Raw genomic sequence first — 26,669 nt, forward strand, 5'->3', positions numbered from 1 at the left:
GTTTCAGGGAAGTTGTATGGCAACCATTTATGTAGACGGCAAAGAGTACGAGGTAGACGGAGCAGATAACCTGCTGCAAGCCTGTCTGTCGCTGGGTCTGGACGTCCCCTATTTCTGCTGGCATCCGGCGCTGGGTAGCGTTGGCGCCTGCCGCCAGTGTGCAGTCAAACAGTATCAGAATGCCGATGATAAACGCGGTCGTCTGGTCATGTCTTGCATGACCCCGGCCACCGATGGCAGCTACATCGCCATCGAGGATGAAGAGGCTAAAGAATTTCGCAAGAGCGTGGTGGAGTGGCTGATGACCAACCACCCTCACGACTGCCCGGTGTGTGAAGAGGGCGGCGCCTGCCACCTGCAGGACATGACGGTGATGACCGGCCACAACAGCCGTCGCTACCGCTTCACCAAACGCACCCACCAGAATCAGGAGCTGGGCCCCTTCATCGGTCACGAGATGAACCGCTGCATCGCCTGCTACCGCTGCGTCCGTTACTACAAGGATTATGCCGGTGGCGAGGATCTCGGGGTCTATGGTGCCCACGACAACGTCTATTTCGGGCGGGTCGAGGATGGCACCCTGGAGAGTGAATTTTCCGGCAACCTGGTGGAGGTCTGCCCCACCGGCGTCTTCACCGACAAGACCCACTCCGAACGTTACAACCGCAAGTGGGACATGCAGTTTGCCCCCAGCATCTGCCAGCAATGCTCCGTGGGTTGCAACATCAGCCCGGGCGAGCGTTATGGCGAGCTGCGCCGCATCGAAAACCGCTTCCACGGCAGCGTCAACCACTACTTCCTTTGTGACCGTGGCCGCTTTGGCTATGGCTATGTCAATCTGGCCGACCGCCCGCGCCAACCGCTGCTCAAAGATGGCAACGACCAGCTTACCATCACGGTCGATGGCGCCCTCAACCGAGCCGCCGATGCCCTGCGCACGGCCCGCGACCTCATCGGCATCGGCTCGCCCCGCGCCTCGCTGGAGAGCAACTTTGCCCTGCGCGAGCTGGTGGGTGAAGCCAACTTCTACGCAGGCGTCGAGCAGGCCGAATGGGCCTGTCAGCTGAAGATGCTGCAGATCCTGCAACAGGGCGGCGTGCCGACTCCGAGCCTGCGGGACATGGAAGAGGCTGATGCCATTCTGCTGCTCGGCGAAGATGTCACCATGAGCGCCGCCCGTATCGCGTTGGCGCTGCGCCAAGCGGTCAAGGGCAAGGCTCGCGAGCTGGCTCGCAAGATGAAGGTCGATCTGTGGCAAGTCGCCGCCGTTCAGACCCTGGGTCAGAACGAGCGCTACCCGCTGCTCATCACCAGTCTCGACACCACCCGTCTTGATGATGTGGCGGCCGACAAGCTGCACGCCCCCTATGCTGATCAGGCGCGCCTTGGCTTTGCCATCGCCAATCTGCTCGACCCAGTAGCACCGGCCGTGGCCGATCTCGACCCCGAACAGCAGGCACAAGCGGCTCGCTGGGCCGAACTGCTCGGCAACGCCAGGAAGCCGCTTATCATTGCAGGCTCCACTGCCCGCGAGGTGGCGCTGCTTGAGGCGGCCAGCAACATTGCCCGCGCCCTGAAAGACCGTGGACAGGAAGCCAGCATCGCGCTGGTTGGCCAGGAGGCCAACTCGCTGGGTCTGGCCATGCAGGGCGCTCAAACCTTGTCAGACAAGTCGCTCGAAGCCGCCCTTGCGCGTATCGAGTCAGAAGAGGGGTTGGCGCTGGTCACCCTGGAGAACGATCTCTACCGCCGCGCGCCGCGCAACCGGGTGGATGCTGCGCTGGCAGGGCTGCAATACCTGCTGGTCATCGACCATCAGGCGACCCCGACCGCCAACAAGGCTGATCTGGTGCTGCCAGCGGCCAGTTTTGCCGAAGCCGATGGCACCTTGGTCAATATGGAAGGACGCGCCCAGCGCTTTTTCCAGGTCTATGCGCCCGCCTTCTACAACGCCGATATTCAGGTGCGTGAAGGGTGGCGCTGGCTGGCAGCGCTGCAAGGGGCGATAGAACGCAAGCCGCTGCGCTGGCAGAACTTCGACCAGGTCAATCATGACTGCGCCACCAGCAATCCGCTGCTCGCTACCATGCTGGAAGCGGCGCCCAACGCAGGCTTGCGGATCCGTGGCATGCGGCTGGCCCGTGAGCCGCATCGTTACAGCGGTCGCACCTCCATGCTGGCGGATCAGAACGTCAGCGAGCCGCGGGTAGCGCAAGATCCCGACTCCCCCTTCAACTTCTCCATGGAAGGGTATGCCGGAGCCCGTCAGCCGCTGCCGCAAGTACCGTTCGCCTGGGCGCCGGGCTGGAACTCTCCCTCCGCCTGGAACAAGTTCCAGGATGAAGTGGGTGGCAAACTGCGTGCTGGCGATCCGGGTCGCCGTCTGCTGGAAGCAAGCGAAGATACCCTTGGCTGGTTTACTACCATCCCCTCCCCCTTCAAGGCAGAGGATGCGCTGCAAGTGGTCAATTATGCCCAGCTGTTTGGCGGCGAGGAGCTCTCCGCTCGCAGCCCGGTCATTCAGGCCCGGATGAACGAACCCGAGCTGGTGCTCAATCCCCTTGATGCGCAACGTCTGGCCCTCCACGGGGGCAGTCAGGTCTCCTTCTCCTGGGGCGGTAGCCACTGGCAACTGCGTCTGCGCCTGAGCGAGCAGCTGAGCGCCGGTCTGGTGGGGCTCCCCCTTGGGGTGAACGGCCTGCCGACGGCCCTGCAACAAGCCTCAATCACTAACCTGCAGGAGGTGATCGCATGAGCGAGTCGCTGATCGATCTGTTGCTGGAGGTGGGCAAGGCACTGGTCGTGCTGGTGGGGATCGTGGGGGCTGGCGCCTTCATGAGCTTCATCGAGCGCCGTCTGCTGGCCCTGTGGCAGGATCGCTACGGCCCCAACCGGGTGGGGCCGTTTGGCCTGCTCCAGCTGGCCGCCGACATGATCAAGATGTTCTTCAAGGAGGACTGGATCCCGCCCTTCGCTGATCGGCGGATCTTTATCCTGGCCCCCATCATCGCCTTCACTGCCTTTATTCTGGCGTTTGCGGTGGTGCCCATCACCCCCACCTGGGGCGTGGCGGATCTCAATGTGGGGCTGCTCTACATCTTGGCCATCGCAGGGCTGGCGGTCTATGCGGTGCTGTTCGCCGGCTGGTCGAGCAACAACAAATACTCATTGCTCGGCAGCTTGCGCGCCTCGGCCCAGACCCTCTCCTACGAGGTGTTCCTGGGCTTGTCGCTGATGGGGATCGTGATCCAGACCGGCAGTTTCAACCTGCGGGATATCGTCGAGGCACAGGCAAACTTGTGGAACGTGGCGCCCCAGATCCTGGGCTTTGTCACCTTCCTGTTTGCCGGTGTCGCCGTCACCCACCGTCACCCGTTCGATCAGCCAGAAGCCGAGCAGGAGCTCGCCGACGGCTATCACATCGAGTATGCGGGGATGAAGTGGGGTCTCTTCTTCGTGGGCGAATATATCGGCATCGTGCTGATCTCCTCGCTCATCGTGACCCTCTTCTTCGGTGGCTGGCACGGCCCCTGGCTGCCCCCCTTCATCTGGTTTGCCCTGAAGACCGCCTGTTTCATGGTGTTCTTCATCCTGCTGCGGGCCTCCCTGCCTCGCCCGCGCTTTGACCAGGTGATGTCGTTTGGCTGGAAAGTCTGCTTGCCGCTGACCCTGATCAATATGCTGGTCACCGCGGCAGTTGTACTGATAAGTACGCAGTGAGGCACTCAATATGAAAATTGTTAGCATTATTCAGGGTGTCGGCACCCAGTTACGCAGTCTGGCCATGGTCTTCTCCCATGCCTGGCGGCCCCGTGAAACCCTCAACTATCCGGAGCAGGCAGTCTATGCGGCCCCCCGCTACCGCGGTCGCATCGTGCTGACCCGCGACCCCGACGGGGACGAGCGCTGCGTGGCCTGCAACCTCTGCGCAGTTGCCTGCCCGGTCGGCTGCATCTCGCTGCAAAAATCCGAGCGGGAAGATGGTCGCTGGTATCCGGAGTTCTTTCGCATCAACTTCTCTCGCTGCATCTTCTGCGGCCTGTGTGAAGAGGCCTGCCCCACCACCGCCATCCAGCTGACACCGGATTTCGAGATGGGTGAGTATCGCCGCCAGGATCTGGTGTACGAGAAGGAAGATCTGCTGATCAGCGGGCCCGGCAAATACCCGGACTACAACTTCTATCGCATGAGCGGGATGGCCATCGACGGCAAGCCGAAAGGGGATGCCGAAAACGAAGCCAAGCCCATCGATGTCAAGAGCCTGCTGCCCTGAGGAGTCAATCATGGAACTGGCATTTTATGCCTCGGCCCTGGTGGCCATTTACAGCACGCTGCGGGTGATCAGCACCAGCAATCCCATGCATGCGCTGCTCAATCTCATCATCTCCCTCATCGCCGTGGCCATGATCTTCTTCTGCCTGGGTGCCGCTTTTGCGGGCGCCCTGCAGGTGATCGTCTACGCCGGCGCCATCATGGTGCTATTCGTGTTCGTGGTGATGATGCTGAACCTGGGGAGTGCCCAGGCACAGGAGAAAAAGTGGCTCACCCCCATGACCTGGGGGGGCCCCGCCCTGCTCTCGCTGATCCTGCTGGGCTTTCTGGCCCACGGCATTCTCGGGGTGACCGGGGGCCTGATCGGAGTGACCGAGGTGACCGCCAAGCAGGTGGGTGTCGAGCTCTTTGGCCCCTATGTGCTGGCGGTGGAGCTTGCCTCCATCCTGCTGCTGGCGGGTCTGGTAACCGCCTATCACCTGGGTCGGGAAGAGAAGAGCGGTGAAGTGCTCTCCGTCCCCCGCACAGCATCCCGCTCTGCACAAGAAGGAGGTCAGCAATGAATGGAATCCCTATGGAGCACGGCCTCCTGCTGGCCGCGGTGCTCTTCTGCATCGGCTTGTGCGGTCTGCTGATCCGCCGCAACCTGCTCTACATCCTGATGAGTATCGAGATCATGATGAATGCCTCGGCACTGGCGTTTGTGGTAGCGGGTAGCCGCTGGGCGCAGGCCGATGGCCAGATCATGTATATCCTGGTGATTTCTCTGGCGGCAGCGGAGGCCAGTATCGGCCTCGCCCTGTTACTGCTGCTCTATCGTCGTTACCACACCCTGAACGTGGACACTGTGAGCGAGATGCGCGGATGAGCCTCTTATATCTGACTTTTCTATTTCCGCTGCTGGGATGGCTGGTGTTGGCCTTCTCCCTCGGCCGGTTTGGTGAGCGTACCTCGGCGCTGATCGGGGTAGGCTCCATTGGCCTGTCGGCCCTCACTACCCTGTGGGTGGGCATCGACTTTCTGGGCAACCCGCCCGAGGGGGGCGTCTATGTCCAGCGCCTGTGGCAATGGATGGCGGTGGGCAACTTTACACCGAGCTTCTCGCTGGCACTTGATGGCCTGTCGCTGACCATGCTGGGGGTGGTGACCGGGGTGGGATTCTTTATCCACCTGTTCGCCTCCTGGTATATGCGCGGTGAAGAGGGTTACTCCCGTTTCTTCACTTACACCAACCTCTTTATCGCCAGCATGCTGTTTCTGGTGCTGGCCGATGACCTGCTGTTTGTCTACCTCGGCTGGGAAGGGGTAGGGCTGTGCAGCTATCTGCTGATCGGCTTCTACTACAAGGATCGCAAGAACGGCGCAGCGGCCCTCAAGGCATTTGTCGTGACCCGGGTGGGTGATGTCTTCCTCGCCATCGGCCTGTTTATCCTCTATCGGGAGCTGGGCACCCTCAATATCCACGAGCTGCTGGTTCGTGCCCCGACCCTGTTTGCCGAGGGCTCCCCTGCCCTGTCGCTGGCCTGCCTGATGCTCCTGGGCGGCGCGGTCGGCAAATCGGCACAGCTGCCGCTGCAAACCTGGCTGGCGGATGCGATGGCAGGCCCGACGCCCGTCTCCGCGCTGATCCACGCCGCCACCATGGTGACCGCCGGTGTCTACCTGATTGCCCGTACCCACGGCCTGTTCCTGCTGGCGCCAGAGATCCTCCATCTGGTCGGGCTGGTTGGCGCCATCACCCTAGTGCTGGCAGGCTTTGCCGCGCTGGTTCAGACCGATATCAAGCGGATCCTCGCCTACTCCACCATGAGCCAGATTGGCTACATGTTTCTGGCACTGGGTGTCGGCGCATGGGAAGGGGCCATCTTCCACCTGATGACCCACGCCTTCTTCAAGGCGCTGCTGTTCCTCTCCGCCGGTGCCGTTATCGTTGCCTGCCACCATGAGCAGAACATCTTCAAGATGGGTGGCCTGCGCAAGAGTTTGCCGCTGGTCTATGCCTGCTTCCTGGTTGGGGGCTCGGCGCTGGCGGCGTTGCCGCTGGTCACTTCCGGTTTCTACAGTAAGGACGCCATCCTGTGGCAAGTAGAAGCCTCTGGCCAAAGCACGCTGCTGTGGGCAGGTCTGGCGGGGGCATTCCTCACGTCGCTCTATACCTTCCGGCTGATCTTTATCGCCTTCCATGGCAAAGAGCAGACCAAAGCCCATGCGGGCCACGGTCTGGCTCACCATCTGCCGCTGCTGGTATTGCTGGTGCTCTCCACCGGCATAGGCGCGCTGATCACCCCGCCACTGGCAGGTGTACTGCCCGCAGGCCCGGGAGACCATATCGAAGAGGGTCGCCATGCACTGGAGGTAGCCTCTGGCATCATCGCCATCGCAGGCATTGCACTGGCCGCGTTTCTGTTCCTCGGTGAGCGCCGTCTGGCCACCTCCATTGCCAACAGCGCGCCGGGCCGCCTGCTCAGCACCCTCTGGTTCAACGCCTGGGGCTTTGACTGGCTCTATGACCAGCTGTGGGTCAAGCCCTATCTGCTGGCGACCCGTCTGGTCGGGCAGGATCCGCTGGACTGGATGATGGGCCTGCCCGCCTGGCTTGCCCTGCGTGGCAACCAGCTGCTGGCCTGGACCGTGACCGGCAAGTTGCGCTGGTATGCCGCCTCCATGGGGATCGGCGCCGTGCTGGTGCTGGCGCTGTTGCTGCTGGGGTAACGCGATGAACAACCGGACAATCATACAGCCAGGCTGTTTGCTCTCCCTGATGGAACAGGGAGCGCAATCTCATATGAACTTGAACGAGAGCTGATACCGTGACTTTACTCTGGATCTTGCTAATTCCTTTTATCGGTGGCTTGCTCTGCTGGCAGATGGAGCGTCTCGGCGGGCAGTTTGTCCGCTGGGTAGCCCTGCTCTCCATGAGCGCCAGCCTGCTGCTCTCCTGTGCCATCTGGCTAAGTGGTGACTTCTCCCTTGCCACCACGGGTCTCGACAGCGCGGGCGTCACCGGTGCTGCCTCCGCCTGGGCCGCCGAGTGGCGCCTGCCGTGGATCCCCCGCTTTGGCATCTCTTTGCATCTGGCGGTGGATGGCCTGTCGCTCTTGATGGTGATCCTCACCTGCTTTATCGGGGTGCTGGCCATCCTCTGTTCGTGGAAAGAGATCGTGCAACGCATCGGCTTCTTCCACCTCAACCTGCTCTGGATCCTGGGCGGCGTGCTCGGGGTCTTTATGGCGCTGGACCTGTTCCTCTTCTTCTTCTTCTGGGAGATGATGCTGGTCCCCATGTACTTCCTGATTGCGCTCTGGGGCCATTCGGTCACTGACGGCAAATCACGGATCAACGCAGCAACCAAGTTCTTCATCTACACCCAGGTGAGCGGCCTTATCATGCTGGTGGCCATCATCGGGCTGGTGCTGACCCACCAGCATGCCACCGGAGTCTTCACCTTCAACTATCTGGAGCTGCTCAATACCCCGATGAGCAAGGGCGTTCAGTGGCTGCTGATGCTGGGATTCTTTATCGCCTTCGCGGTCAAGATGCCGCTGGTACCGCTGCACGGCTGGCTGCCGGATGCCCACAGTCAGGCGCCGACCGCAGGTTCGGTGGATCTCGCCGGTATTTTGCTCAAAACCGCCGCCTACGGTCTGCTGCGCTTTGCCCTGCCGCTCTTCCCCGAAGCCTCTGCCGAATTTGCCCCCTACGCCATGGTGCTGGGCCTGATCGGGATCGTCTATGGTGCCATCGTGGCCTTTGCCCAGACCGACATCAAACGGCTGGTGGCCTACACCAGCATCTCCCACATGGGTTTTGTGATGATCGCTATCTACTCGGGTAGCGAGCTGGCCCTGCAGGGCGCCGTGGTGCAGATGATCGCCCACGGTCTCTCCGCAGCCGGCCTCTTTATCCTCTGCGGTCAGCTCTACGAGCGGTTGCACACCCGGGATCTGCGCCAGATGGGCGGCCTGTGGGGGCGTCTGCGCTATCTGCCCGGCGTGATGCTGTTCTTCTCGGTGGCGTCGCTCGGCATGCCGGGCACCGGCAACTTTGTCGGCGAGTTCCTGATCCTGGTCGGCAGCTTCCAGGTTGCCCCTGTCATCACGGCAGTCGCCACCTTCGGTCTGGTGCTGGCCTCGGTCTACTCTCTCATCATGTTGCAGCGCGCCTGCTTTGGCCCCGCCAAGGATGAGAGCATCCTGAAAGGACTGGATCGCCGCGAGCTGACCATGATGATGGTGATCGCGGGCCTGCTGGTTCTGCTGGGCCTCTATCCCCAACCCGTGATTGATACCGCCAGCAGCAGCCTCATCAACGTGCTGCACTGGTATCTGCTGCCGACTGCTGGAGCTCTGCAATGACTTTCTCCGCTTCCCAACTGCTGGCACTGCTTCCCCTGCTGCTGACCACCGGGGCCATGGCGGCCCTGATGCTGGCCATCGCGTGGCGCCGCTGTGTCACTACCGCCTTTACCGTCACCATCATTGGTCTCAATCTGGCGCTCTTCTGCCTGCCCATCGTGATGGCGCAAGGAGATCAGGGGGTCACCCCGCTGCTGCAAGTGGACAGTTACGCCGTCTTCTACATGGGACTGGTGCTCATCGGCGCCCTGGCCACCTGCACCTTCGGTCAATCGTGGCTGAAAGCCTACCCGGACAACCGGGAGGAGTTCTTTCTGCTGCTGCTGATCGCCACCGCTGGTGGTCTGGTGCTGGCCTGCTCCCGTCACCTCGCCTCTCTCTTTATCGGGATCGAGATGCTGACCCTGCCAATGTTCGGTCTGGTGGGTTACGCCTACCGCGAGCGCCACTCGCTGGAAGCGGCGGTGAAATACATGGTGCTCTCTGCCGCCGCCACCGCCTTCCTGTTGTTTGGCATGGCGCTGCTCTATGCACAGGCAGGCAGCCTGAGCTTTGCTGCCCTGGGGCAGACCCTGGCCGAGAGCCCGGCTCACCATCCGCTGCTGATGGGCGGTTTGGGGTTAATGCTGGTCGGCTTTGCCTTTAAACTCTCCCTGGCCCCCTTCCACCTCTGGACCCCGGATGTCTACGAAGGTGCCCCGGCACCGGTGGCCACCTTCCTCGCCACCGTCAGCAAGGTGGCGGTCTTTGCCGTGCTGCTGCGCTTCTATCTGGCGGTACCGGCGGCGAGCGATCCCATGATCCACTGGCTGCTGGCAGCCATGGCGGTCATATCCATCCTGGTCGGCAACCTGCTGGCCCTGGTGCAGACCAACGTCAAACGGATGCTGGGTTACTCCTCCATCTCCCACTTCGGTTACCTGCTGGCGGTGATCGTGGCGAGCCGATTCGGCCAGATGCCGGTGGAAGCAGCCGGGGTCTACCTGCTGATGTATCTGTTCACCAGCCTGGGTGCCTTTGGGGTGGTGAGCATGATGTCGAGCCCCTATCGCGGCAAGGATGCCGACTCCCTGCACAGCTATCGCGGTCTGTTCTGGAAGCGCCCCTATCTGACTGCCGTACTGACGGTGATGATGTTGTCACTCGCGGGCATCCCGATGACCCTCGGCTTTATCGGCAAGTTCTACCTCATCGGCGTCACCGTCGAGGCGCAGCTCTGGTGGCTCTCCGGCGCCATCGTGCTCGGCAGCGCACTGGGTCTCTACTACTACCTCAAGGTGATGGTGACCCTCTATCTGCGCGAACCGGGCATGCAGCAGCGCGATGCCAGCGCCGACTGGGCGCTCTCCTCCGGTGGTGTGGTGGTACTGCTCTCTGCCGCCCTGGTGGTGTTGCTGGGGCTCTATCCCCAGCCGGTCATCAGTCTGGTACAAGGGTTCCAGCAGGTGGTGTTGCAGTAACCCGGCTCATTCCCCTTCAAAACCGGCCCATGTGGCCGGTTTCTTTTTTATGTGGATTGCCTGCTGGCAGAGACCCTTTTGTGTTGGCATCTCACACCCCGTGCAGCCGTTGGTCTCGTCCGGTATTCATCCAACCCCCTTGCTGATATATTGATGACTGGCAGGAATGGAGTTCCGAGCGATGATGCAGCCTACTTTTCATCAATTTGATGCGCATCCACTGGCCGATGCATTGCTTCCCTATGAGGGGCAACGACTCGATGTGTTGCTAGCCGAGCGGGATGCCGCACGCGTTGCCGATCTGCAGCAGCAGTGTCAGCGCCTCAACATTCAACTCTGCGGCGCCATCTTTCCACGCCTTGTCAGTCGGCACGGTTTCCACGAAAGGGGGGCTTGGCTGTTGCCCCGACCAGCATCCCACAATCCTCTGCTGCTCTCGCTCTCCCCTACAGCCAGTGCCGATACACTGGCCGATATCATCTGCGAGCAGTTGGCGTCCCGACTGGCAGAATGGCCGGATACCGAGAAGGTTCCCACCCTCTTTCTCACCTTTGACGCCATGCTCCCCAATATTGCAACCCTGCTCGAGGGGATCTATCTAAGGCTGGCGGACAGGGTCAACTATGCGGGTGTCAATGCAGGTAGCGGCCAGTTCACAGCCATGCCCTGCCTGTTTGACACCCAGAGATTGCTGGGGCATGGGGTCAGCTGTGCACTGCTCTCCCCCCACAGTCCCCCCTTGCTGGAGCACGGCTATCAACTCACTGCCCAGCCCATGCTCGCCACCAGCAGTGAAGGCAACAAGATCTCCTTTATCGACTGGGAGCCGGCTTTTAGCCGCTATCAATCCCTGATCCGGCAGCAGTTCCAGCAAAACCTCACACCAGAGCAGTTCTATCGGTACGGTGTACATTTGCCCTTGGGGTTGCTGCGAGCCAATGGCGATGTGATCGTGCGGATCCCGGTCGCCGTTACCGACGAAGGTGCCCTGCTCTGCGTCGGAGAGGTGCCTGACCACAGTATTCTCACACTGCTGAAAGCCCCGGAAAGCCCCACAGAGCACGCTGTCGAACTGGCCGAAAAGCTCGGCCGGCACGGTACACCCGAGCGCCTCGAGATCTATTACTGCGCCGGCCGTCAGCAGCACTTCGACGAACAGAGCACCCTGGAGCTGGAGACCCTCTTTAGCCACAGCGGAGCCCACGAGCTGGTCGGGGCCCTCTCTCTTGGCGAGATAGGAAGTGTAAGGCCGGGGGATTACCCGCTCTTTCACAACGGTGCCATCCTCTGTCTCAGCGAGGGTTAGCAATGAATAACGATCACGCCATGGCCATTGTCTGCGATCTCGCCCTCTGCATCGGTCGGGAGGTCACACTCGATGCCCTGCTCACCAAAGTGTTGCAGCGCTTTATGTTTCACTGTGCCACACCGGTTGGTGTGGTATTGCAGCAGCAACGGGAAGGATATGAGCTGCTCAAGGTCATTGGTGATGATCAGCTATCCCGGCACAGTGGCTCGCTGCTCTCCTTGCCTGCCTGGATTGTTGAAGGTGACCAATGTGCGCTGCAAACGACCTTGCCTCTCCCCGGTGGCCGACCGTACCACTTTGCCTATCGGCTCAGGGTTGACGGGGGATATCTCATCTTGCTGCTGGCCCCCCAACCCCAGCAGCACACAGTGCCGGTCTGCCATCTGTTCAGCCCGGTTCTCGGTAATCTGGCGCGCGCCATCCAGTTGTGCAAGGACAGCGAACAGCTCGCCAGGCGCCAGCAGGCCGAGCTGGTCGACATGCAGCGCCTCAACGAATCCCTGCTCAAGGCCATTCCCATCCCGGTGTTCTACAAGGATGTCGAAGGGCGCTTTCTCAGCTGCAACCCGGCCTTTACCCAGGTCACCGGGATCAGCAAGGCCGAGCTGCAGGGGAAGCGGGTGGACGAAATCCTGCCCCCGGAGATGGCGGACGAATATACCCAAAGGGACATGGAGGTGCTGCGCAGCAGGCAGCCGCAATATTTTGAACACACGCTGTTTGATCGCAGCGGCCACCGCTACCAGGTGCTCAACTTCAAGGATCTCTTCTATGACCATCAGGGCGAGGTGGCCGGAATCATAGGGGCACTGGTCGACATCACCCATATCAAGGAAAGCGAGCAGCGCCAGCGCACCCTGCTGTTTCAGACCATCGCGGCCCTCTCCTCCGCGATTGCCCACAAAGATCCGGTCACGGCAGGACACGAACGGCGCGTGCATGATCTCGCGCTGGCTATAGGTCAACAGCTGCAACTGCCGCAAGAGCAGCTGGATGGATTGGGTCTTGCGGCCATGGTGCATAACATCGGCCTGCTGCAGATCCCGGCGGAGATCCTCACTCGCCCGCGGGAACTGAGGCCGGTTGAGTTCGAACTGATCAAACAGCATCCGGACACTGGCCGCGAGATCCTGCAACAGATTGACTTCCCCTGGCCCATCACCACCATAGTGATGCAGCACCATGAAAATCTCGATGGTAGCGGCTACCCACAAGGGCTACAGGGGGATGCGATCTCGCTGGAGGCGAGGATTATACGGGTCGCCGACTCCCTGGCCGCCATGACGGCCCACCGTCCGTTCCGGCGCGCCCTCTCTCTCACCGATGCGTTCGCCGAGCTGACGCGCTATGCCGGTGTGCATTACGACGAACAGGTGGTCGATGCCTGTTTCGCCGTCTGGCAAGCGGGCTACCGCTTTACTACCACCTGACTCTGGTTGCACCAAGATGATGTTAAAAGATCTACCGCCATCCATTCAGCCACCGGGCGTCAGCTCTCACCCCACCGCAGCCCTGCTCCATCAGGTGATGGAACAGCTGCCCTATCGCGTCCTGTTGAAAGATACCCGTTCACACTTCATCGCCTGCAACCGACTGCTGGCCGACGATCTGGCCCTCACCCCGGCCGAACTGGTTGGCAAGTGCGATGCCGATTTTTTCCCGGCCGAGCTGGCCCAACGCTACCGGGATGACGATCTCCAGGTCATGGCCAGCGGCACAACCCGGCATCACGAAGAACCATATCTGAAAGGGGGTGAAGACCGCTGGCTCAGTACCACCAAGTTTCCCCTGTACGATGAGCTGGGCAAGGTGATCGGTGTCGCTGTCTTTTTCGAAGATATCACCGACCAGAAACAGCAGCAGGAGCGTCTCCAGCAATATACCTGGACGCTGGAAGCAATAACCCGCGCCCACCATGCCATGCTCAAGCAGGGGGATGAACAGACACTACTGCAGGAGATCTGTGATGCCATCACTTTCGATGGCCGTTTTCCCCTGGTGACCGTACTGCAGACCGCTGATCAGAACAGAGTACAGATCCTGGCGCAGGCAGGTCAGGCCGTCTGGTTTGCCAGCGATAACTGGCTCACCCGGGACGCAGCCCTGATCAGTGCAATCAGTTCAGGCGAGATGCGCAACGAAGCACTTGGCACCGAACTGGTCCACCACTCCGCCACCTTGAGGGGACGGCTGCTGCTGCCATTGCAGTGGCAAGCCACTGTGCCAGGCGGACTGCTTATTCACAGCACGCAGGCCAGAGCCTTCACGGATGAGGAGGTGCATCTCTTCAACGGACTGGCCGACTACCTGACCTATGGCCTGCAGGCACGTCGAACCCAGCAGGCCTATCTTGCCGCCCAGCGTGAAAAAACCATGCATGCCCGCCAACTGGAGCTGGCCCTAGAGGATGCGCTGGGAGCCATCGCTGCCGTGCTGGAACAACGCGATCCCTACACCGCCGGACACCAGAAGCATGTCGCTACCCTGGCGCTGGCCATCGGCCGAGAACTGGGGTTGGGTGATAAACCGCTACGCGGTCTCTATCTGGGCGCCATGGTGCACGATATCGGCAAAATCCAGGTCCCTGTCGAGATCCTCACCAAACCGGGCAAACTGACCCCCCAGGAGTTCAATCTGGTCAAGGAGCATCCGACAGCGGGTTATCTGGTGCTCAAGGATATCGCCCTGCCCTGGCCCATAGCCCGGATGATCCACCAGCACCACGAGTATCTCGACGGTTCCGGCTATCCATCAGGGTTAAAAGGCGAGCAGATCCTGCTGGAAGCGCGCATTCTCACGGTCGCCGATATAGTGGAGTCCATGTCATCGGATCGTCCCTACCGTGCTGCCCTGGGGATTGCGCAGGCCCGAACCCATATCATGGCCATGCGGGGAGTCCAGCTGGATGAAGCCGTGGTCGATGCCTGTCTGCGTATTCTGGATCGGGGAGAGTTTACCCCTCATGAACTTGGCCACGGCCAAACCTGATCGACAGAGCCCATATTGAAAAACCGGCCAAATTTGGCCGGTTTCTGTTTTTATGTGCTGGCGCAGTCGCGATTAACCCAGACGAACCCGGGCGTTGCGGAACATCCGCATCCAGGCCCCATCCTCGCCCCAGTTGTCGGGGTGCCAGGAGTTGGCCACGGTGCGGAACACCCGCTCCGGGTGCGGCATCATGATGGTGGCGCGGCCATCGGTGGTGGTCACGGCGGTGATACCATCCGGCGAGCCGTTCGGGTTGGCAGGATACTGCTCGGTCACGCTGCCGCGGTTGTCGACAAAGCGCAGTCCTACCAGACCGCTCTGCTGCAGTGCGTTCAGGTGAGCGGCATCGCGCACCTCGACACGCCCTTCCCCGTGGGAAACGGCAATCGGCATCACCGAGCCTGCCATGCCGGCGAAGAAGGCGGACGGGGACTCCTGCACTTCCACCAGGCTGAAGCGCGCCTCGAAGCGCTCGGAGCGGTTGCGCACAAAGCGCGGCCAGAGATCGGCACCCGGGATGAGATCCCGCAGGTTGGACATCATCTGGCAACCGTTGCACACGCCCAGCGACAAGGTATCGCCGCGTTCGAAGAAGCGCTGGAACTGCTCGCGGGCGTTGTCGTTGAACAGGATGGACTTGGCCCAGCCTTCGCCCGCCCCCAGCACGTCACCGTAGGAGAAGCCGCCACAGGCCACCAGGGTCTGGAACTCCTCCAGCTTGATGCGACCGGAAAGAATGTCGCTCATATGGACATCGATCGCCGCGAAACCGGCACGATCGAACGCCGCCGCCATCTCCACATGGGAGTTGACACCCTGCTCGCGCAGCACGGCCAGACGGGGGGAGACCCCACGGGCAATGTAAGGTACGGCCACATCTTCGGCCGGGTTGAAGCTGAGCTTGGCCTGCAAGCCCGGATCGGTGGCGTCCTGACGGGCCGCGTGCTCCTGATCTGCGCACTCGGGGTTGTCGCGCAGGCGCTGCATCTGCCAGCTGGTCTCGCCCCAGATGGTGCGAAGGGCGGTGCGGCTGGCGCGATAGACCTCCTGACCGCTCCGCTGCAGGGTGATGAGATCCCCTTCGCGCACGGTACCGAGCACATGGGAGCAAGCCGCCAGGCCGTGACCGGCCAGCAGGGTCATCACAGTCTCTTTGTCTTCACGACGCACCTGGATGACGGCGCCCAGCTCTTCATTGAACAGCGCCTGCAGCAGCTCGCCACCGATGCGATCAAGCTGGATGTCGAGGCCGCAGTGACCGGCAAACGCCATCTCGGTCAGGGTGACGAACAGGCCGCCGTCGGAGCGGTCGTGATAGGCGATCAATTTGCGATCGGCCACCAGCGCCTGAATGGCGTTGAAGAAGCCTTTGAGCTGAACCGGGTTGTCGAGATCCGGCGCCTTGTCACCCAGCTGGCGATAGACCTGCGCCAGCGCCGAGGCGCCGAGGCGCTGTTTGCCGTTGCCAAGGTCGATGAGGATAAGGTCGGTTTCACCGAGATCGGTACGCAGCTGCGGCGTGACTGTGTTGCGTACATCCTCGACCCGGGCAAAGGCGGAGATGAGCAGGGAGAGCGGCGAGGTGACGCTGTGCTCCTTGCCATCCTGCTGCCAGCGGGTCTTCATGGACATGGAGTCCTTGCCCACCGGAATGGTGATGCCAAGGGCCGGGCAGAGCTCCTCGCCCACCGCTTTGACCGCCTCATAGAGACCGGCATCTTCACCCGGGTGACCGGCAGCGGCCATCCAGTTGGCGGAGAGCTTGACCCGCTTCAGCGACCCGATGTGGGCCGGTGCCAGGTTGGTGAGCGCTTCCGCCACCGCCATGCGAGCGGAGGCGGCGTGGGAGAGCAGCGCCACCGGGGTACGCTCGCCCATCGACATGGCTTCACCGTGATAGCTGTCGTAGGTGGCAGCGGTGACGGCGCAATCGGCCACCGGGATCTGCCAGGGGCCAACCATCTGGTCGCGGTTGACCAGACCGGTCACACTGCGATCGCCGATGGTGATGAGGAAGGACTTCTCCGCTACGGTCGGCAGACGCAGTACCCGTTCGGCCGCCTCGCCGAGGGTGATGCCATCGAGTTGGAGCGCTTTGCCTTGTGCAGGCAGGGTCACCACATCGCGATGCATCTTGGGGGTCTTGCCCAGCAGCACGTCCAGCGGCAGGTCGATGGGGTGGTTGTCAAAGTGCTCATCCGAGAGAGTGAGATGCTTCTCTTCGGTCGCGGTACCGATGACGGCATAGGGGGCGCGCTCGCGCTCGCACAGCGCCTTGAACAGCGGCAGCTTCTCCTTGGCCACCGCCAGCACGTAACGCTCCTGGGATTCATTGCACCAGATCTCGAGCGGGCTCATGCCCGGCTCGTCGTTCGGGATGGCGCGCAGATCGAAGCGACCGCCGCGATCGCCATCGCTCACCAGCTCCGGCATGGCGTTGGAGAGACCGCCCGCCCCCACGTCGTGGATGAAGACGATGGGGTTGTCGTCCCCCAGTTGCCAGCAGCGGTCGATCACCTCCTGACAGCGGCGCTCCATCTCGGGGTTATCGCGCTGCACCGAGGCAAAATCGAGATCTTCGGCCGACTGGCCGGAGGCCATGGAGGAAGCCGCACCGCCGCCCAGACCGATGTTCATCGCCGGGCCACCCAGCACGATCAGCGCCGCACCGACCGGGATATCCCCTTTCTGGACATGTTCGGTGCGGATGTTGCCGATGCCGCCCGCCAGCATGATGGGCTTGTGGTAGCCACGCACCTCGACGCCATTGTGGCTCGGCACCTCCTCTTCGAAGGTACGGAAGTAGCCGAGAATGGCCGGACGGCCGAACTCGTTGTTAAACGCGGCGCCGCCGAGCGGCCCCTCTTGCATGATGTCAAAGGCGCTGACAATGCGGCTCGGCTTGCCGAAATCCTGCTCCCAGGGCTGCTCGAAGCCGGGAATGCGCAGGTTGGAGACGGAGAAACCGACCAGACCCGCCTTGGGCTTGGCACCGCGACCGGTGGCCCCCTCGTCGCGGATCTCGCCGCCGGAGCCGGTGGCTGCGCCCGGGAACGGGGAGATGGCGGTCGGGTGGTTGTGGGTCTCCACCTTCATCAGGATGTCGACCTGTTCCTGGTGATACTGGTATTCGCCGTTGGCCGGGCTCGGGAAGAAGCGGCCACCCTGGCTCCCTTCCATCACGGCGGCGTTGTCTTTATAGGCAGAGAGGACATGATCCGGCGTCTGCTCGAAGGTGTTCTTGATCATCTTGAACAGCGACTTGGGCTGCTGTTCGCCATCGATGGTCCAGTCGGCATTGAAGATCTTGTGACGGCAGTGTTCGGAGTTCGCCTGGGCGAACATGTAGAGCTCGATGTCGTTGGGGTTGCGACCCAACTTGGTGAAGTTCTCCACCAGATAGTCGATTTCGTCGTCGGCCAGCGCCAGACCGAGCGCCACGTTGGCTTCGGCCAGGGCTGCGCGACCACCGCCCAGCACATCCACCTGGGTGAAGGGGCGCGGCTCGTGGTGAGCAAACAGGGCGGCAGCTTCGCTCATCTCGGCAAACACCACTTCCATCATCCGATCATGGAGCACGGCGGCAATGGCGCTGCGCTGGGCGGCACTCAACTCACCCTGCCCCTTGATGGTCAGGTAATAGGCAATACCACGCTCCAGCCGCTTGACCTGTTTCAGGCCGCAGTTGTGGGCGATGTCGGTTGCTTTGGAAGACCAGGGGGAGATAGTGCCGGGGCGGGGGGTAACAAGAAACAGCTGACCGCTGGGGGTGTGTTCGGGGATGGTCGGGCCGTAGCGCAAGAGCTGGCCCAAGGTCGCTCGCTCGGGGGGAGAGAGGGGGCTTGTCAGCTCGGCAAAGTGCACATACTCGGCATAGACATCCTCTATCTCTACTCCGCTCTCTACTCCACTCTCGTTTCTCATCTGTGCGAAGCGTTGCAGCAGTTTTTGGACACGAAAATCAGACAGTGCTGGGGCACCACGCAAGATATCCATATGACCTTTCTCACCAAGTTTTAAAGTGGGGGGGAATTGAGACGCGCGTATTATAGGGATCTGGCTCACAGCGGACAAACGTTTTTCTCACTTCGTGCAGTGTGACTCTGCGCACACTCTCTGGTATAAAGGTGCCTCTTTTTTGACAAATGCCGATTTTTTCAACAAAGGTACTCACCTACTTGCGCTGCATTTTTCGACTGTTTATCGGGCTGTTGTTGACGCTGACGCTGGTTGGCTGCGACTTCTATAGCCCCTCCAGCCAGCTGGAGCAGATCCGCCAGCGAGGCGAGATCCGGGTTGGCACCATCTATGGTCCCACCTCCTATTACCAGCGTGACGACCTCGCCCAGGGGTTCGATTACGAGCTGGCGCAAAATTATGCCGACTGGTTGGGGGTGAAACTCACCATCATCCCGGTCGACACCACTGACCAACTGGTCACCCTGCTGAAAAAGGGCAAACTCGATCTGGCAGCTGCCGCCATCATGGTCACCCCCGAGCGGCGCGAGCTGTTTCGCTTCGGCCCGGGCTTCTATCAGGTCTCTCCCAAACTGGTCTATCGCAACGGCAAGCCCAAGCCGGCTTCGTTGAACGATATCAAGGGCAAGCTGGTGGTGGCCGCCGGCTCCACCGGGGAAGATCTGCTCAAAGAGATGAGCAAAGAGAATCCGAAACTAGCCTGGAGCACCAGCGACAACGCCGATGTTGAGGAGCTGCTCAAGCAGGTGGTGGATGGCAAGATTGACTACACGGTGGTGCAGGATACCGTGCTGGCCCGTACACAGCGCTACTACCCGGAGCTCACCGAAGGGCTGACCCTGGCCCAGAAGCAAACCGTTGCCTGGGCCATGAGCAAGCTGCCCGATGACAGCCTCTATGCCAGCGTCATCGACTTCTTCGGTCAGCGCTTTATGGATGGTGCCATCGCCAAGCTCGACGAGAAGTACTTCGGCCACGTGCAGAACTTCGACTTTGTCGATACCCGCACCTTCCTCAAGCGCGCCAAGAGCCTGCTGCCCAAGTACCAGCCGCTGTTCCAGACTCACGCCAAGAATATCGACTGGCGTCTGCTCGCCGCCATCAGCTATCAGGAGTCCCACTGGGACCCGCAGGCCCGCTCCTACACCGGCGTGCGCGGCATGATGATGCTGACCGAGCCCACTGCAAAAGCGATGGGGGTCAACGACCGGCTTCATCCGGAAGAGAGCATCAAAGGTGGCTCCCTCTATCTGCAACAGATGATGGAGAAGGTGCCGGATTCGGTGCCCGATGACGAGAAGGTGTGGTTTGCCCTCACCGCCTACAACATCGGTTACGGCCACATGATGGACGCCCGCCGCCTGACCAAAGAGCTCGGCAAGAATCCTGACGCCTGGAGCGACGTGAAAGAGGTGCTGCCGCTGCTGCAGCAAGCGCGCTGGCACCGCAAGGTACGTTACGGCTATGCCCGTGGCAGCGAGGCGCGTAACTATGTCAACAACGTGCGCCAGTATTACCAGAGTCTGCTCTGGCTCGACAACGAGCAACAGAAGGCACATCAGCGGGAGAGTCTCGACAACGACAGCGAGCCCGAGCTGGCCGAGCGCCCCACCGCCATCACCGAAGTGGTCAATCAGATCACCATGCGCTAACCAGCCATTATTCGGCTGTTTTCACGCAAACTTCTCTGTTACCATCGATTCACATCGGAGCCTATCCGAAATCGCATTGTTTTCATTATGTTGAGAGATTAAATAACAGCAATTTCGGATGGGCTCCATCAATGACCCAAGGCCGGGATGGCCAACTGAGTTGGGAGGAGACCAAGATGCAAAAACGTAGAAAAATCAGTCTGGTCAGAAAAGCGAAGTGCAGCTGGAGCCCCAGACGCAAACTCAAGCTTAATGACATCAAGCGCAACCTGTGGCGCAGAAATCGATCCTATACCCTGCTTATTGCAGAGCACACAGCATAAACCCGGCATTCGCCGGGTTTTTTATCTTCTTTCTCACCTAAATATCGTCTTAAACCAGCTCAGCCTTGAACTGTACCGTCCGCTTGGAGATCAGCGAGTTGCAGTGGTTGCAGAAGTAATCCACCGCGCCGCACGCCTTGAGACGCTCCAGCTCCTGCTGGCAGGTGGGGCAGATGGCCGTGACGCGGACATTGGCCTGACACTGGCCACAGGTTTGCTCCTTGCTGCGGGTATCCAGTTCAGCCTGGCATGACGGGCAAAACAGGGCTTCCATAATCAACTCCTCGAAAGTGGATCTGCCATGGTCTTGTTCCATGGCAGATCCCCCTCCCCTTATTCCTCACCTTAACATGGCGAGGATAACAAAGCGGCTGCCGGTGAGGGCAGCCGCAAGGGCTTATTTCTTCTTCATTTTCAGCAGGCGTTTGCGCTGACGTTCCTGACTCAGGGTCATGGTGTTCTTCTTGCCTTCAAACGGGTTGACCGACTCCTGGAACTCGACCCGGATCGGCGAGCCCATGATCTTGAGGGACTTGCGGAAGTAGTTGATCAGATACCGCTTGTAGGAGTCCGGCAAGTCGTTCAGCTGGTTGCCGTGGATCACGATGCGCGGCGGGTTGTAGCCGCCGGCGTGGGCATACTTGAGCTTGACGCGGCGACCATTAACCATCGGCGGCTGGTGATCTTCCTGCGCCATCTGCATGATGCGGGTCAGCATGGCCGTGCTGGTACGACGGGTGGCGGACTGGTAAGCCTCCTGAATGGATTCAAACAGATGGCCGACACCGCTGCCGTGCAGGGCGGAGATGAAGTGGACGCGAGCGAAGTCGATGAAGCCCAAGCGACGATCCAGCTCGTTCTTCACATCCTCTTTCACCTTCTGATCCAGACCATCCCACTTGTTCACCACCAGCACCACGGAGCGACCGGCGTGGAGCACATAGCCAAGGATGCTCAAGTCCTGATCGGTGATGGTCTCCTGGGCGTCGATCACCAGCAGGCAAACGTTGGCATCTTCGATGGCTTTCAGGGTTTTGATAACGGAGAACTTCTCAACCGTCTCGTGCACCTTGCCACGACGACGCACACCGGCGGTGTCGATAACCACATACTTCTGCTCGTCACGCTCCATCGGAATGTAAACGGAGTCACGGGTGGTGCCGGGCATGTCATAGACGATGACCCGATCTTCACCCAGCATGCGGTTGGTCAGGGTAGATTTACCGACGTTGGGACGACCAACGATGGCGAACTTGATGGGCAGGTCGGCGAACGGGGTCTCCTTGGTGTCCTCTTTGGTATCGAGTTCACCGGCAGCCACCATGCGCAGCAGGGCTTCTTCGTCGAAGTCCTCCTCTTCCTCATCCTGCGCATCTTCATCGGTAGCGGAGTCGACCAGGGTCTCCAGATGGGGAGCCAGGGCCAGTTCCAGCAGGCTCAGCACGCCACGACCGTGGGCGGCCGCGATCTGGTAGACCTCGCCCAGCGCCAGACCGTAGAACTCGGAGACCGCGGAATCACCGTCGATACCGTCGGTCTTGTTGGCCACCAGAAATACCTTCTTGTGGGCCTTGCGCAGGTGCTCGGCAATGGCTTGATCCGCCGCGGTCAGACCGGCACGGGCATCCACCATGAACAGCACGACGTCCGCTTCTTCGATGGCCAGCAGAGATTGCTCGGCCATCTTCAGCTCGATCCCCTCTTCGGTGCCATCGATACCGCCGGTATCGACCACGATAAATTCCAGCTCGCCCAACTTCGCCTGACCGTATTTACGGTCCCGGGTCAGACCGGGAAAATCGGCAACCAGGGCATCCCGAGTACGGGTCAAGCGGTTAAAAAGGGTGGATTTCCCCACGTTGGGGCGGCCCACCAGGGCTACTACAGGAGTCATAAAAGCCTCATTCTCAAGACGACAAAGGCTCCGGGTCCGAAGACCAGGAGCCGGATATTCACATTATCGGACGATCAAGGACGCTTGAGGGCGTACAACTTGCCGTCACGGCTCTGCACATACAGGGTCTCGCCATCCACCAGCGGGGCGGCGTAGAGACCACTGCTATCGAGCTGCTGCATAGCCTTGATGGTACCGTCGGTACGATCAAGCCAATACAGGTATCCTTCCACATCACCCACCACCACATAGTCACCGAAGATGACAGGTGCAGTGACGGTACGATTTTCCAGCTGGGTGTTGGACCACAGCTCCAGACCGTTGCGACGGTCGATGGCAAACAGGTGGCTGCGGCTGTCGGTCAGCACGATGGCATTACCGGTCATCGCCAGATCGCGATAGCCGGAATACTTGCGCTTCCACACTTCATCGCCGGTCATCAGCTTGCGCGCCATCAGCTGACCGTTGTAGGCGATGGCGTAGAGCTCATCACCGGCAATCAGCGGGCTGGCATCGACGTCAACCATGCGGTCCAGCTCGGTGGCACCGCGCGGATCAGCCACCTTGGACTGGCGCACCGGCTGGCCGTTGCTCAGCAGGGCGATGCCCACCTTGCCATCGGCACGACCGTAAATCACGGCGCCGTTGGTGATCACAGGTGCACCGGCACTGCGCAGGGTCAGCGGCGGCTGCTCTTCGGAGAGCGACCACTGCATCTTGCCTTCATCAGTGTCGAGGGCGATCAGGCGACCGGAGGTGGTCAACACCACCACGCGGCCATCTTCCACCGCGGGGCTTGCCACCACTTCGCCGGGCACATTGGTCTGCCACAGCACTTCACCGTTCTCTTCGTTCAGGGCGTAGACCACCCCGTTCTCGGAGCCGAGGAACAGCTTGCCGTAACGGGAGACCAGGCCGCCGGAAAGGCGGGCGCTGCGCTTGTCGGCGTTGACCGGCAGGTCGGCCAGATCGACAGTCCAGAGGCGATCGCCACTGGCACGGTCAAAAGCGCTGACATCGCCGTCGCGGGCCGCCGCGTAGATGCGATCCTCTTCCACCACCGGCTTGAGCTGGGAGTAGAAGTCACCGATGCCATCACCCACAGTAGATGACCATGCGGTGTCGGCAGTGAAGGCAGATTCAACCTTGGGCAGCGGCGCCATCGGGTTGAGATCCTCTTCGGAACTGAACAGGGAGCAACCCTGCAGAGCGAAGGAGACCGCAGCCCCCAGCGCCACCATCTTGAATAGATTACGCATCCGGTGCCTCACCAGTCGCAACGGCCGGCAGGGCCAGATCGTCCATTTTCAGCTTGAGCTCGGCGCTACCCTGCAGGCCGCCAGCATCGGCCGCTGCTTGATAGGCATCACGAGCCTCTTCGGTCTTGCCCTGCTTTTGCAGCACATCACCACGGGCTTCGGCTACCTGTGCCTTGAAGGCCTCATTCTGGATGGTTGCCAGCTTGGCCAGCGCTTCATCTGCCTTGCCCTGATCATTCAGCACACGGGCCAGACGCAGCGCCGCGATGGGACGAATGCTCTCGTCACCCGTGGTCGCCACCAGCTCCAGCTGCTCGGCAGCCAGATCCAGCTTGCCCGCCTTGACGGCAGCGGCAGCCAGTTGCAAAGCGGCCAGTTCACCGTAGGAGTCACCCTTGTTGGCAGTGACAAACTGCTGTGCCTGCTCGAAACCGGCGGCATCGCCCTTGGCCAGCTGCTCAATCACCTGGTTGTAAGAGTGGGAGGAGGCCTCCATGGTCTCTTGCTGGTGCTGGTTGTAATAGCGCCAGCCGAACAGACCGACCAGACCGATCACGGTCCCGGCAATCACCGAGGTTCCGTTCTCTTTCCACCACTCCTTGATAACCTCAACCTGTTGTTCTTCGGTGGTATAGACTTCCACAGCTTACTCTCCTTTGGCTGCCAGCAGGGCAATGGCGGCGTCAACCTTGACGGTCTGTTGCTCGGCCTGACCACGCAGATATTTGATAGTGATCTCCCCGTTTTGCACCTCGGTCTCACCAAGGATCAGGGCGATTGCCGCGCCGCTCTTGTCGGCACGTTTGAGTTGTTTCTTGAAGTTGCCACCACCGCAGTGGCTCATCAGACGCAAGTCCGGCAGGGCATCACGCAGACGCTCGGCCAGCTGGAAGCCAGCCTGCTCGGTCCCCTCGCCCACCATCGCCAGATAAACATCCACCGCCGGGCGGATATCGGCGTTGAGCTCGAGAGTTTCCAGCATCAGCACCAGACGCTCCATGCCCATGGCAAAGCCCACGGCCGGGGTCGGTTGACCGCCCAACTGCTCTACCAGACCATCGTAGCGGCCACCGGCACAGACGGTGCCCTGGGCACCCAGACTGCTGGTGACCCACTCGAACACGGTCAGGTTGTAGTAGTCAAGACCACGCACCAGACGCTCGTTCACTTCGTATTTGATACCGGCAGACTCGAGCAGGCGCTTGAGCCCCTCGAAGTGGGCCAGGCTCTCTTCGCCCAGATGGTCGAACAGACGCGGGGCCCCCGCCAGAATGGCCTGTACCTTTTCATCCTTGGAGTCGAGCACCCGCAGCGGGTTGCTGTACATGCGGCGCTGGCTCTCTTCGTCCAGCTGATCCTTGTACTGCTCCAGATAGGCCACCAGCGCATCGCGGTAAGCGGCACGCTCAGCGCTCTGGCCCAGGGTGTTGAGCTGCAGGGTGACATGCTCGCTGATGCCAAACAGACGCCACAGGCGGTGGGTCAGCATGATCAGCTCGGCGTCAATGTCCGGCCCGTTGATGCCAAACAGCTCGACACCGAACTGATGGAACTGGCGGTAACGGCCCTTCTGGGGACGCTCGTGACGGAACATGGGGCCCATGTACCACATCCGGCGTTCCTGGTTATAGAGCAGACCGTGCTCGATACCGGCACGGACGCAGCTGGCGGTCCCTTCCGGACGCAGGCTCAAGCTGTCGCCGTTACGGTCTTCAAAGGTGTACATCTCTTTTTCGACCACGTCGGTCACTTCACCGATGGCGCGCTTGAACAGATGAGTCTGCTCGACAATCGGCATGCGCACTTCGCTGTAGCCATAGCTGGCAACGACCTGGCGCAGGATCTGTTCAACCTTCTGCCATACCGGGCTCTGCTCCGGCAGGCAATCATTCATACCGCGAATAGCTTGGATCTGTTTTGCCACGTTGATACTCGAGAAAAAGAGGTAAAATTTGGCCGCATTATAGGGATTTTCCCCCCCAAGGTAAAATCAGGGAATCCGGATGCGGGATTTAAAATCAGTCACCTGGAAAAAGGGCCACCCAATGTGGCCCTGTTTCGCTTACTCCTTGTCCATCGGGATCCGGTTGGCGGGATCCAGCATGGCGGCGCGGGCGCGAATGCGGCGCTCCAGAGTTGGAATGAGATCCTTGTTGTCGAGCCGATCGACCCGCAGGCCCCCTTCATAGAAGGCACTCTTGTTGGCGGCACCCGCCAGACCAAGGTCGGAGACCAGTGCTTCGCCCGGGCCATTCACCACACAGCCGATGATGGAAACATCCATCGGGGTGATGATGTCTTCGAGCCGCTCTTCCAGCGCATTGACGGTAGCGATCACATCGAACTCCTGCCGTGAGCAGGATGGGCAAGCGATAAAGTTGATGCCACGGGAGCGAATACGCAGAGATTTGAGGATATCGAAACCGACCTTTACCTCCTCCACCGGATCCGCCGCCAGCGAGATACGCAGGGTATCGCCGATGCCGTCGGTGAGCAGCATGCCCAGACCAATGGCAGACTTCACCGCGCCGGCACGGAAACCGCCCGCTTCGGTGATGCCAAGGTGCAGCGGCTGCTCGATCTGCTTGGCCAGCAGGCGATAGGCACCGACGGCCAGGAACACATCGGAGGCCTTGACACTCACCTTGAAGTCCTGAAAGTCGAGGCGATCGAGGTAGTCCACGTGACGCATGGCGGACTCTACCAGCGCTTCGGGGGTCGGCTCGCCGTACTTCTCCTGGATATCTTTCTCCAGCGACCCGCCATTGACCCCGATACGGATCGGGATATTGAGGTCGCGCGCGCAATCGACCACAGATCGCACCCGCTGCTCGTTGCCGATGTTGCCCGGGTTGATACGCAGGCAGTCGGCACCGTACTCGGCCACTTTCAGGGCGATGCGATAGTCGAAGTGGATATCGGCAACGATGGGGATGCGGGTCTGCTGTTTGATCAGCCGGAAGGCTTCCGCCGCTTCCATGGTGGGCACGGAGACACGGACGATATCGGCACCGACCCGCTCGATCCGCTGGATCTGCTCGATGGTGGCGGCGACATCTGTGGTCTTGGTGTTGGTCATGGTCTGCACGGTAATGGGGGCATCGCCCCCAACCGGTACATTACCAACCATGATCTGTCTGGATTTACGACGAATGATGGGTGATTCGTGAGAAGACATG

Annotated in this window: 19 protein-coding genes; 12 read left to right on the forward strand and 7 right to left on the reverse strand. The window is 60.8% G+C overall.

The features are described from left to right. Positions 1 to 16: 16 nt before the first annotated feature. The 11 genes from nuoG to G5168_RS02015 all read left to right on the forward strand — a co-directional run bounded on the left by nuoG (position 17) and on the right by G5168_RS02015 (position 14,384). Entirely contained in the window at positions 17 to 2,755 is a 2,739-nt protein-coding gene (gene nuoG, locus G5168_RS01965) for an NADH-quinone oxidoreductase subunit NuoG (protein ID WP_421251778.1), read from the forward strand. Beyond that, positions 2,752 to 3,720: an NADH-quinone oxidoreductase subunit NuoH gene (nuoH, locus tag G5168_RS01970; protein WP_421251779.1), complete on the forward strand. Its 969-nt coding sequence runs from the start codon at positions 2,752 to 2,754 to the stop codon at positions 3,718 to 3,720. The genes nuoG and nuoH overlap by 4 nt, the downstream gene beginning before the upstream one ends. A gap of 10 nt (positions 3,721 to 3,730) precedes the next feature. Next, positions 3,731 to 4,273 carry an NADH-quinone oxidoreductase subunit NuoI gene (nuoI, locus tag G5168_RS01975; RefSeq protein ID WP_005337245.1) on the forward strand — a complete coding sequence of 181 codons (543 nt, stop codon included), beginning with the start codon at positions 3,731 to 3,733 and terminating at the stop codon, positions 4,271 to 4,273. A gap of 10 nt (positions 4,274 to 4,283) precedes the next feature. Next, positions 4,284 to 4,835: an NADH-quinone oxidoreductase subunit J gene (gene nuoJ, locus G5168_RS01980; RefSeq protein WP_005359828.1), complete on the forward strand. Its 552-nt coding sequence runs from the start codon at positions 4,284 to 4,286 to the stop codon at positions 4,833 to 4,835. Further along, on the forward strand, positions 4,832 to 5,140 hold the full coding sequence (nuoK, locus tag G5168_RS01985) for an NADH-quinone oxidoreductase subunit NuoK (RefSeq protein ID WP_005337247.1): 309 nt from the start codon (positions 4,832 to 4,834) through the stop codon (positions 5,138 to 5,140). Before nuoJ ends, nuoK begins: the two co-directional genes overlap by 4 nt. Beyond that, positions 5,137 to 6,984, forward strand: coding sequence for an NADH-quinone oxidoreductase subunit L (gene nuoL / locus G5168_RS01990; protein ID WP_421251780.1), 1,848 nt, complete (start codon positions 5,137 to 5,139; stop codon positions 6,982 to 6,984). The genes nuoK and nuoL overlap by 4 nt, the downstream gene beginning before the upstream one ends. A 98-nt stretch (positions 6,985 to 7,082) precedes the next feature. Then, positions 7,083 to 8,627, forward strand: coding sequence for an NADH-quinone oxidoreductase subunit M (nuoM, locus tag G5168_RS01995; RefSeq protein ID WP_203117845.1), 1,545 nt, complete (start codon positions 7,083 to 7,085; stop codon positions 8,625 to 8,627). Further along, positions 8,624 to 10,087: an NADH-quinone oxidoreductase subunit NuoN gene (gene nuoN / locus G5168_RS02000; protein ID WP_111899611.1), complete on the forward strand. Its 1,464-nt coding sequence runs from the start codon at positions 8,624 to 8,626 to the stop codon at positions 10,085 to 10,087. Before nuoM ends, nuoN begins: the two co-directional genes overlap by 4 nt. 181 nt (positions 10,088 to 10,268) lie before the next feature. Next, positions 10,269 to 11,393, forward strand: coding sequence for an FIST signal transduction protein (locus G5168_RS02005; protein ID WP_421251781.1), 1,125 nt, complete (start codon positions 10,269 to 10,271; stop codon positions 11,391 to 11,393). 2 nt (positions 11,394 to 11,395) lie between these two features. Further along, complete coding sequence (locus G5168_RS02010; protein WP_227340748.1) at positions 11,396 to 12,826, forward strand: HD domain-containing phosphohydrolase; 1,431 nt, start codon at positions 11,396 to 11,398, stop codon at positions 12,824 to 12,826. A 16-nt stretch (positions 12,827 to 12,842) separates the two neighbouring features. Next, entirely contained in the window at positions 12,843 to 14,384 is a 1,542-nt protein-coding gene (locus G5168_RS02015; RefSeq protein ID WP_421172217.1) for an HD domain-containing phosphohydrolase, read from the forward strand. 72 nt (positions 14,385 to 14,456) lie between these two features. On the opposite strand, the gene purL is transcribed toward G5168_RS02015, so the two are convergent. Beyond that, entirely contained in the window at positions 14,457 to 18,380 is a 3,924-nt protein-coding gene (gene purL, locus G5168_RS02020; protein ID WP_421251782.1) for a phosphoribosylformylglycinamidine synthase, read from the reverse strand. Between the two features lie 149 nt (positions 18,381 to 18,529). Here purL and mltF point away from each other — a divergent pair, with 149 nt between their 5' ends. After that, entirely contained in the window at positions 18,530 to 20,014 is a 1,485-nt protein-coding gene (gene mltF / locus G5168_RS02025) for a membrane-bound lytic murein transglycosylase MltF (RefSeq protein WP_421251783.1), read from the forward strand. Between the two features lie 372 nt (positions 20,015 to 20,386). Here mltF and G5168_RS02030 read toward each other — a convergent pair whose 3' ends face one another. The 6 genes from G5168_RS02030 to ispG all read right to left on the reverse strand — a co-directional run bounded on the left by G5168_RS02030 (position 20,387) and on the right by ispG (position 26,668). After that, a complete protein-coding gene (locus tag G5168_RS02030) occupies positions 20,387 to 20,611 on the reverse strand; it encodes a zinc ribbon domain-containing protein (RefSeq protein ID WP_421251784.1) in 225 nt (74 codons plus the stop codon). Between the two features lie 123 nt (positions 20,612 to 20,734). Further along, positions 20,735 to 22,231, reverse strand: coding sequence for a ribosome biogenesis GTPase Der (gene der, locus G5168_RS02035; RefSeq protein ID WP_005333794.1), 1,497 nt, complete (start codon positions 22,229 to 22,231; stop codon positions 20,735 to 20,737). A 74-nt stretch (positions 22,232 to 22,305) separates the two neighbouring features. Continuing rightward, entirely contained in the window at positions 22,306 to 23,490 is a 1,185-nt protein-coding gene (gene bamB / locus G5168_RS02040) for an outer membrane protein assembly factor BamB (protein ID WP_005333796.1), read from the reverse strand. After that, positions 23,483 to 24,133, reverse strand: coding sequence for a YfgM family protein (locus tag G5168_RS02045; RefSeq protein WP_021229680.1), 651 nt, complete (start codon positions 24,131 to 24,133; stop codon positions 23,483 to 23,485). The genes bamB and G5168_RS02045 overlap by 8 nt, the downstream gene beginning before the upstream one ends. A gap of 3 nt (positions 24,134 to 24,136) precedes the next feature. Next, positions 24,137 to 25,414 carry a histidine--tRNA ligase gene (gene hisS, locus G5168_RS02050; RefSeq protein ID WP_005344864.1) on the reverse strand — a complete coding sequence of 426 codons (1,278 nt, stop codon included), beginning with the start codon at positions 25,412 to 25,414 and terminating at the stop codon, positions 24,137 to 24,139. Between the two features lie 138 nt (positions 25,415 to 25,552). Continuing rightward, positions 25,553 to 26,668 carry a flavodoxin-dependent (E)-4-hydroxy-3-methylbut-2-enyl-diphosphate synthase gene (ispG, locus tag G5168_RS02055; RefSeq protein WP_227340754.1) on the reverse strand — a complete coding sequence of 372 codons (1,116 nt, stop codon included), beginning with the start codon at positions 26,666 to 26,668 and terminating at the stop codon, positions 25,553 to 25,555. Position 26,669 lies beyond the last annotated feature (1 nt).

The sequence above is a fragment of the Aeromonas sp. 600724 genome (genome assembly GCF_049175135.1).
Lineage (GTDB): Bacteria > Pseudomonadota > Gammaproteobacteria > Enterobacterales > Aeromonadaceae > Aeromonas > Aeromonas veronii_A.

Excerpts from the sequence above, each read along its gene's own strand:
- G5168_RS02010 (WP_227340748.1), top strand. The coding sequence starts at position 11,396 with ATGAATAACGATCACGCCATGGCCATTGTCTGCGATCTCGCCCTCTGC.
- ispG (WP_227340754.1), bottom strand. The coding sequence starts at position 26,668 with ATGTCTTCTCACGAATCACCCATCATTCGTCGTAAATCCAGACAGATC.
- nuoI (WP_005337245.1), top strand. The coding sequence starts at position 3,731 with ATGAAAATTGTTAGCATTATTCAGGGTGTCGGCACCCAGTTACGCAGT.
- G5168_RS02030 (WP_421251784.1), bottom strand. The coding sequence starts at position 20,611 with ATGGAAGCCCTGTTTTGCCCGTCATGCCAGGCTGAACTGGATACCCGC.
- nuoK (WP_005337247.1), top strand. The coding sequence starts at position 4,832 with ATGAATGGAATCCCTATGGAGCACGGCCTCCTGCTGGCCGCGGTGCTC.
- G5168_RS02005 (WP_421251781.1), top strand. The coding sequence starts at position 10,269 with ATGATGCAGCCTACTTTTCATCAATTTGATGCGCATCCACTGGCCGAT.
- bamB (WP_005333796.1), bottom strand. The coding sequence starts at position 23,490 with ATGCGTAATCTATTCAAGATGGTGGCGCTGGGGGCTGCGGTCTCCTTC.
- nuoN (WP_111899611.1), top strand. The coding sequence starts at position 8,624 with ATGACTTTCTCCGCTTCCCAACTGCTGGCACTGCTTCCCCTGCTGCTG.
- nuoH (WP_421251779.1), top strand. The coding sequence starts at position 2,752 with ATGAGCGAGTCGCTGATCGATCTGTTGCTGGAGGTGGGCAAGGCACTG.
- mltF (WP_421251783.1), top strand. The coding sequence starts at position 18,530 with ATGCCGATTTTTTCAACAAAGGTACTCACCTACTTGCGCTGCATTTTT.
- der (WP_005333794.1), bottom strand. The coding sequence starts at position 22,231 with ATGACTCCTGTAGTAGCCCTGGTGGGCCGCCCCAACGTGGGGAAATCC.
- nuoL (WP_421251780.1), top strand. The coding sequence starts at position 5,137 with ATGAGCCTCTTATATCTGACTTTTCTATTTCCGCTGCTGGGATGGCTG.
- nuoJ (WP_005359828.1), top strand. The coding sequence starts at position 4,284 with ATGGAACTGGCATTTTATGCCTCGGCCCTGGTGGCCATTTACAGCACG.
- purL (WP_421251782.1), bottom strand. The coding sequence starts at position 18,380 with ATGGATATCTTGCGTGGTGCCCCAGCACTGTCTGATTTTCGTGTCCAA.
- nuoG (WP_421251778.1), top strand. The coding sequence starts at position 17 with ATGGCAACCATTTATGTAGACGGCAAAGAGTACGAGGTAGACGGAGCA.
- G5168_RS02015 (WP_421172217.1), top strand. The coding sequence starts at position 12,843 with ATGATGTTAAAAGATCTACCGCCATCCATTCAGCCACCGGGCGTCAGC.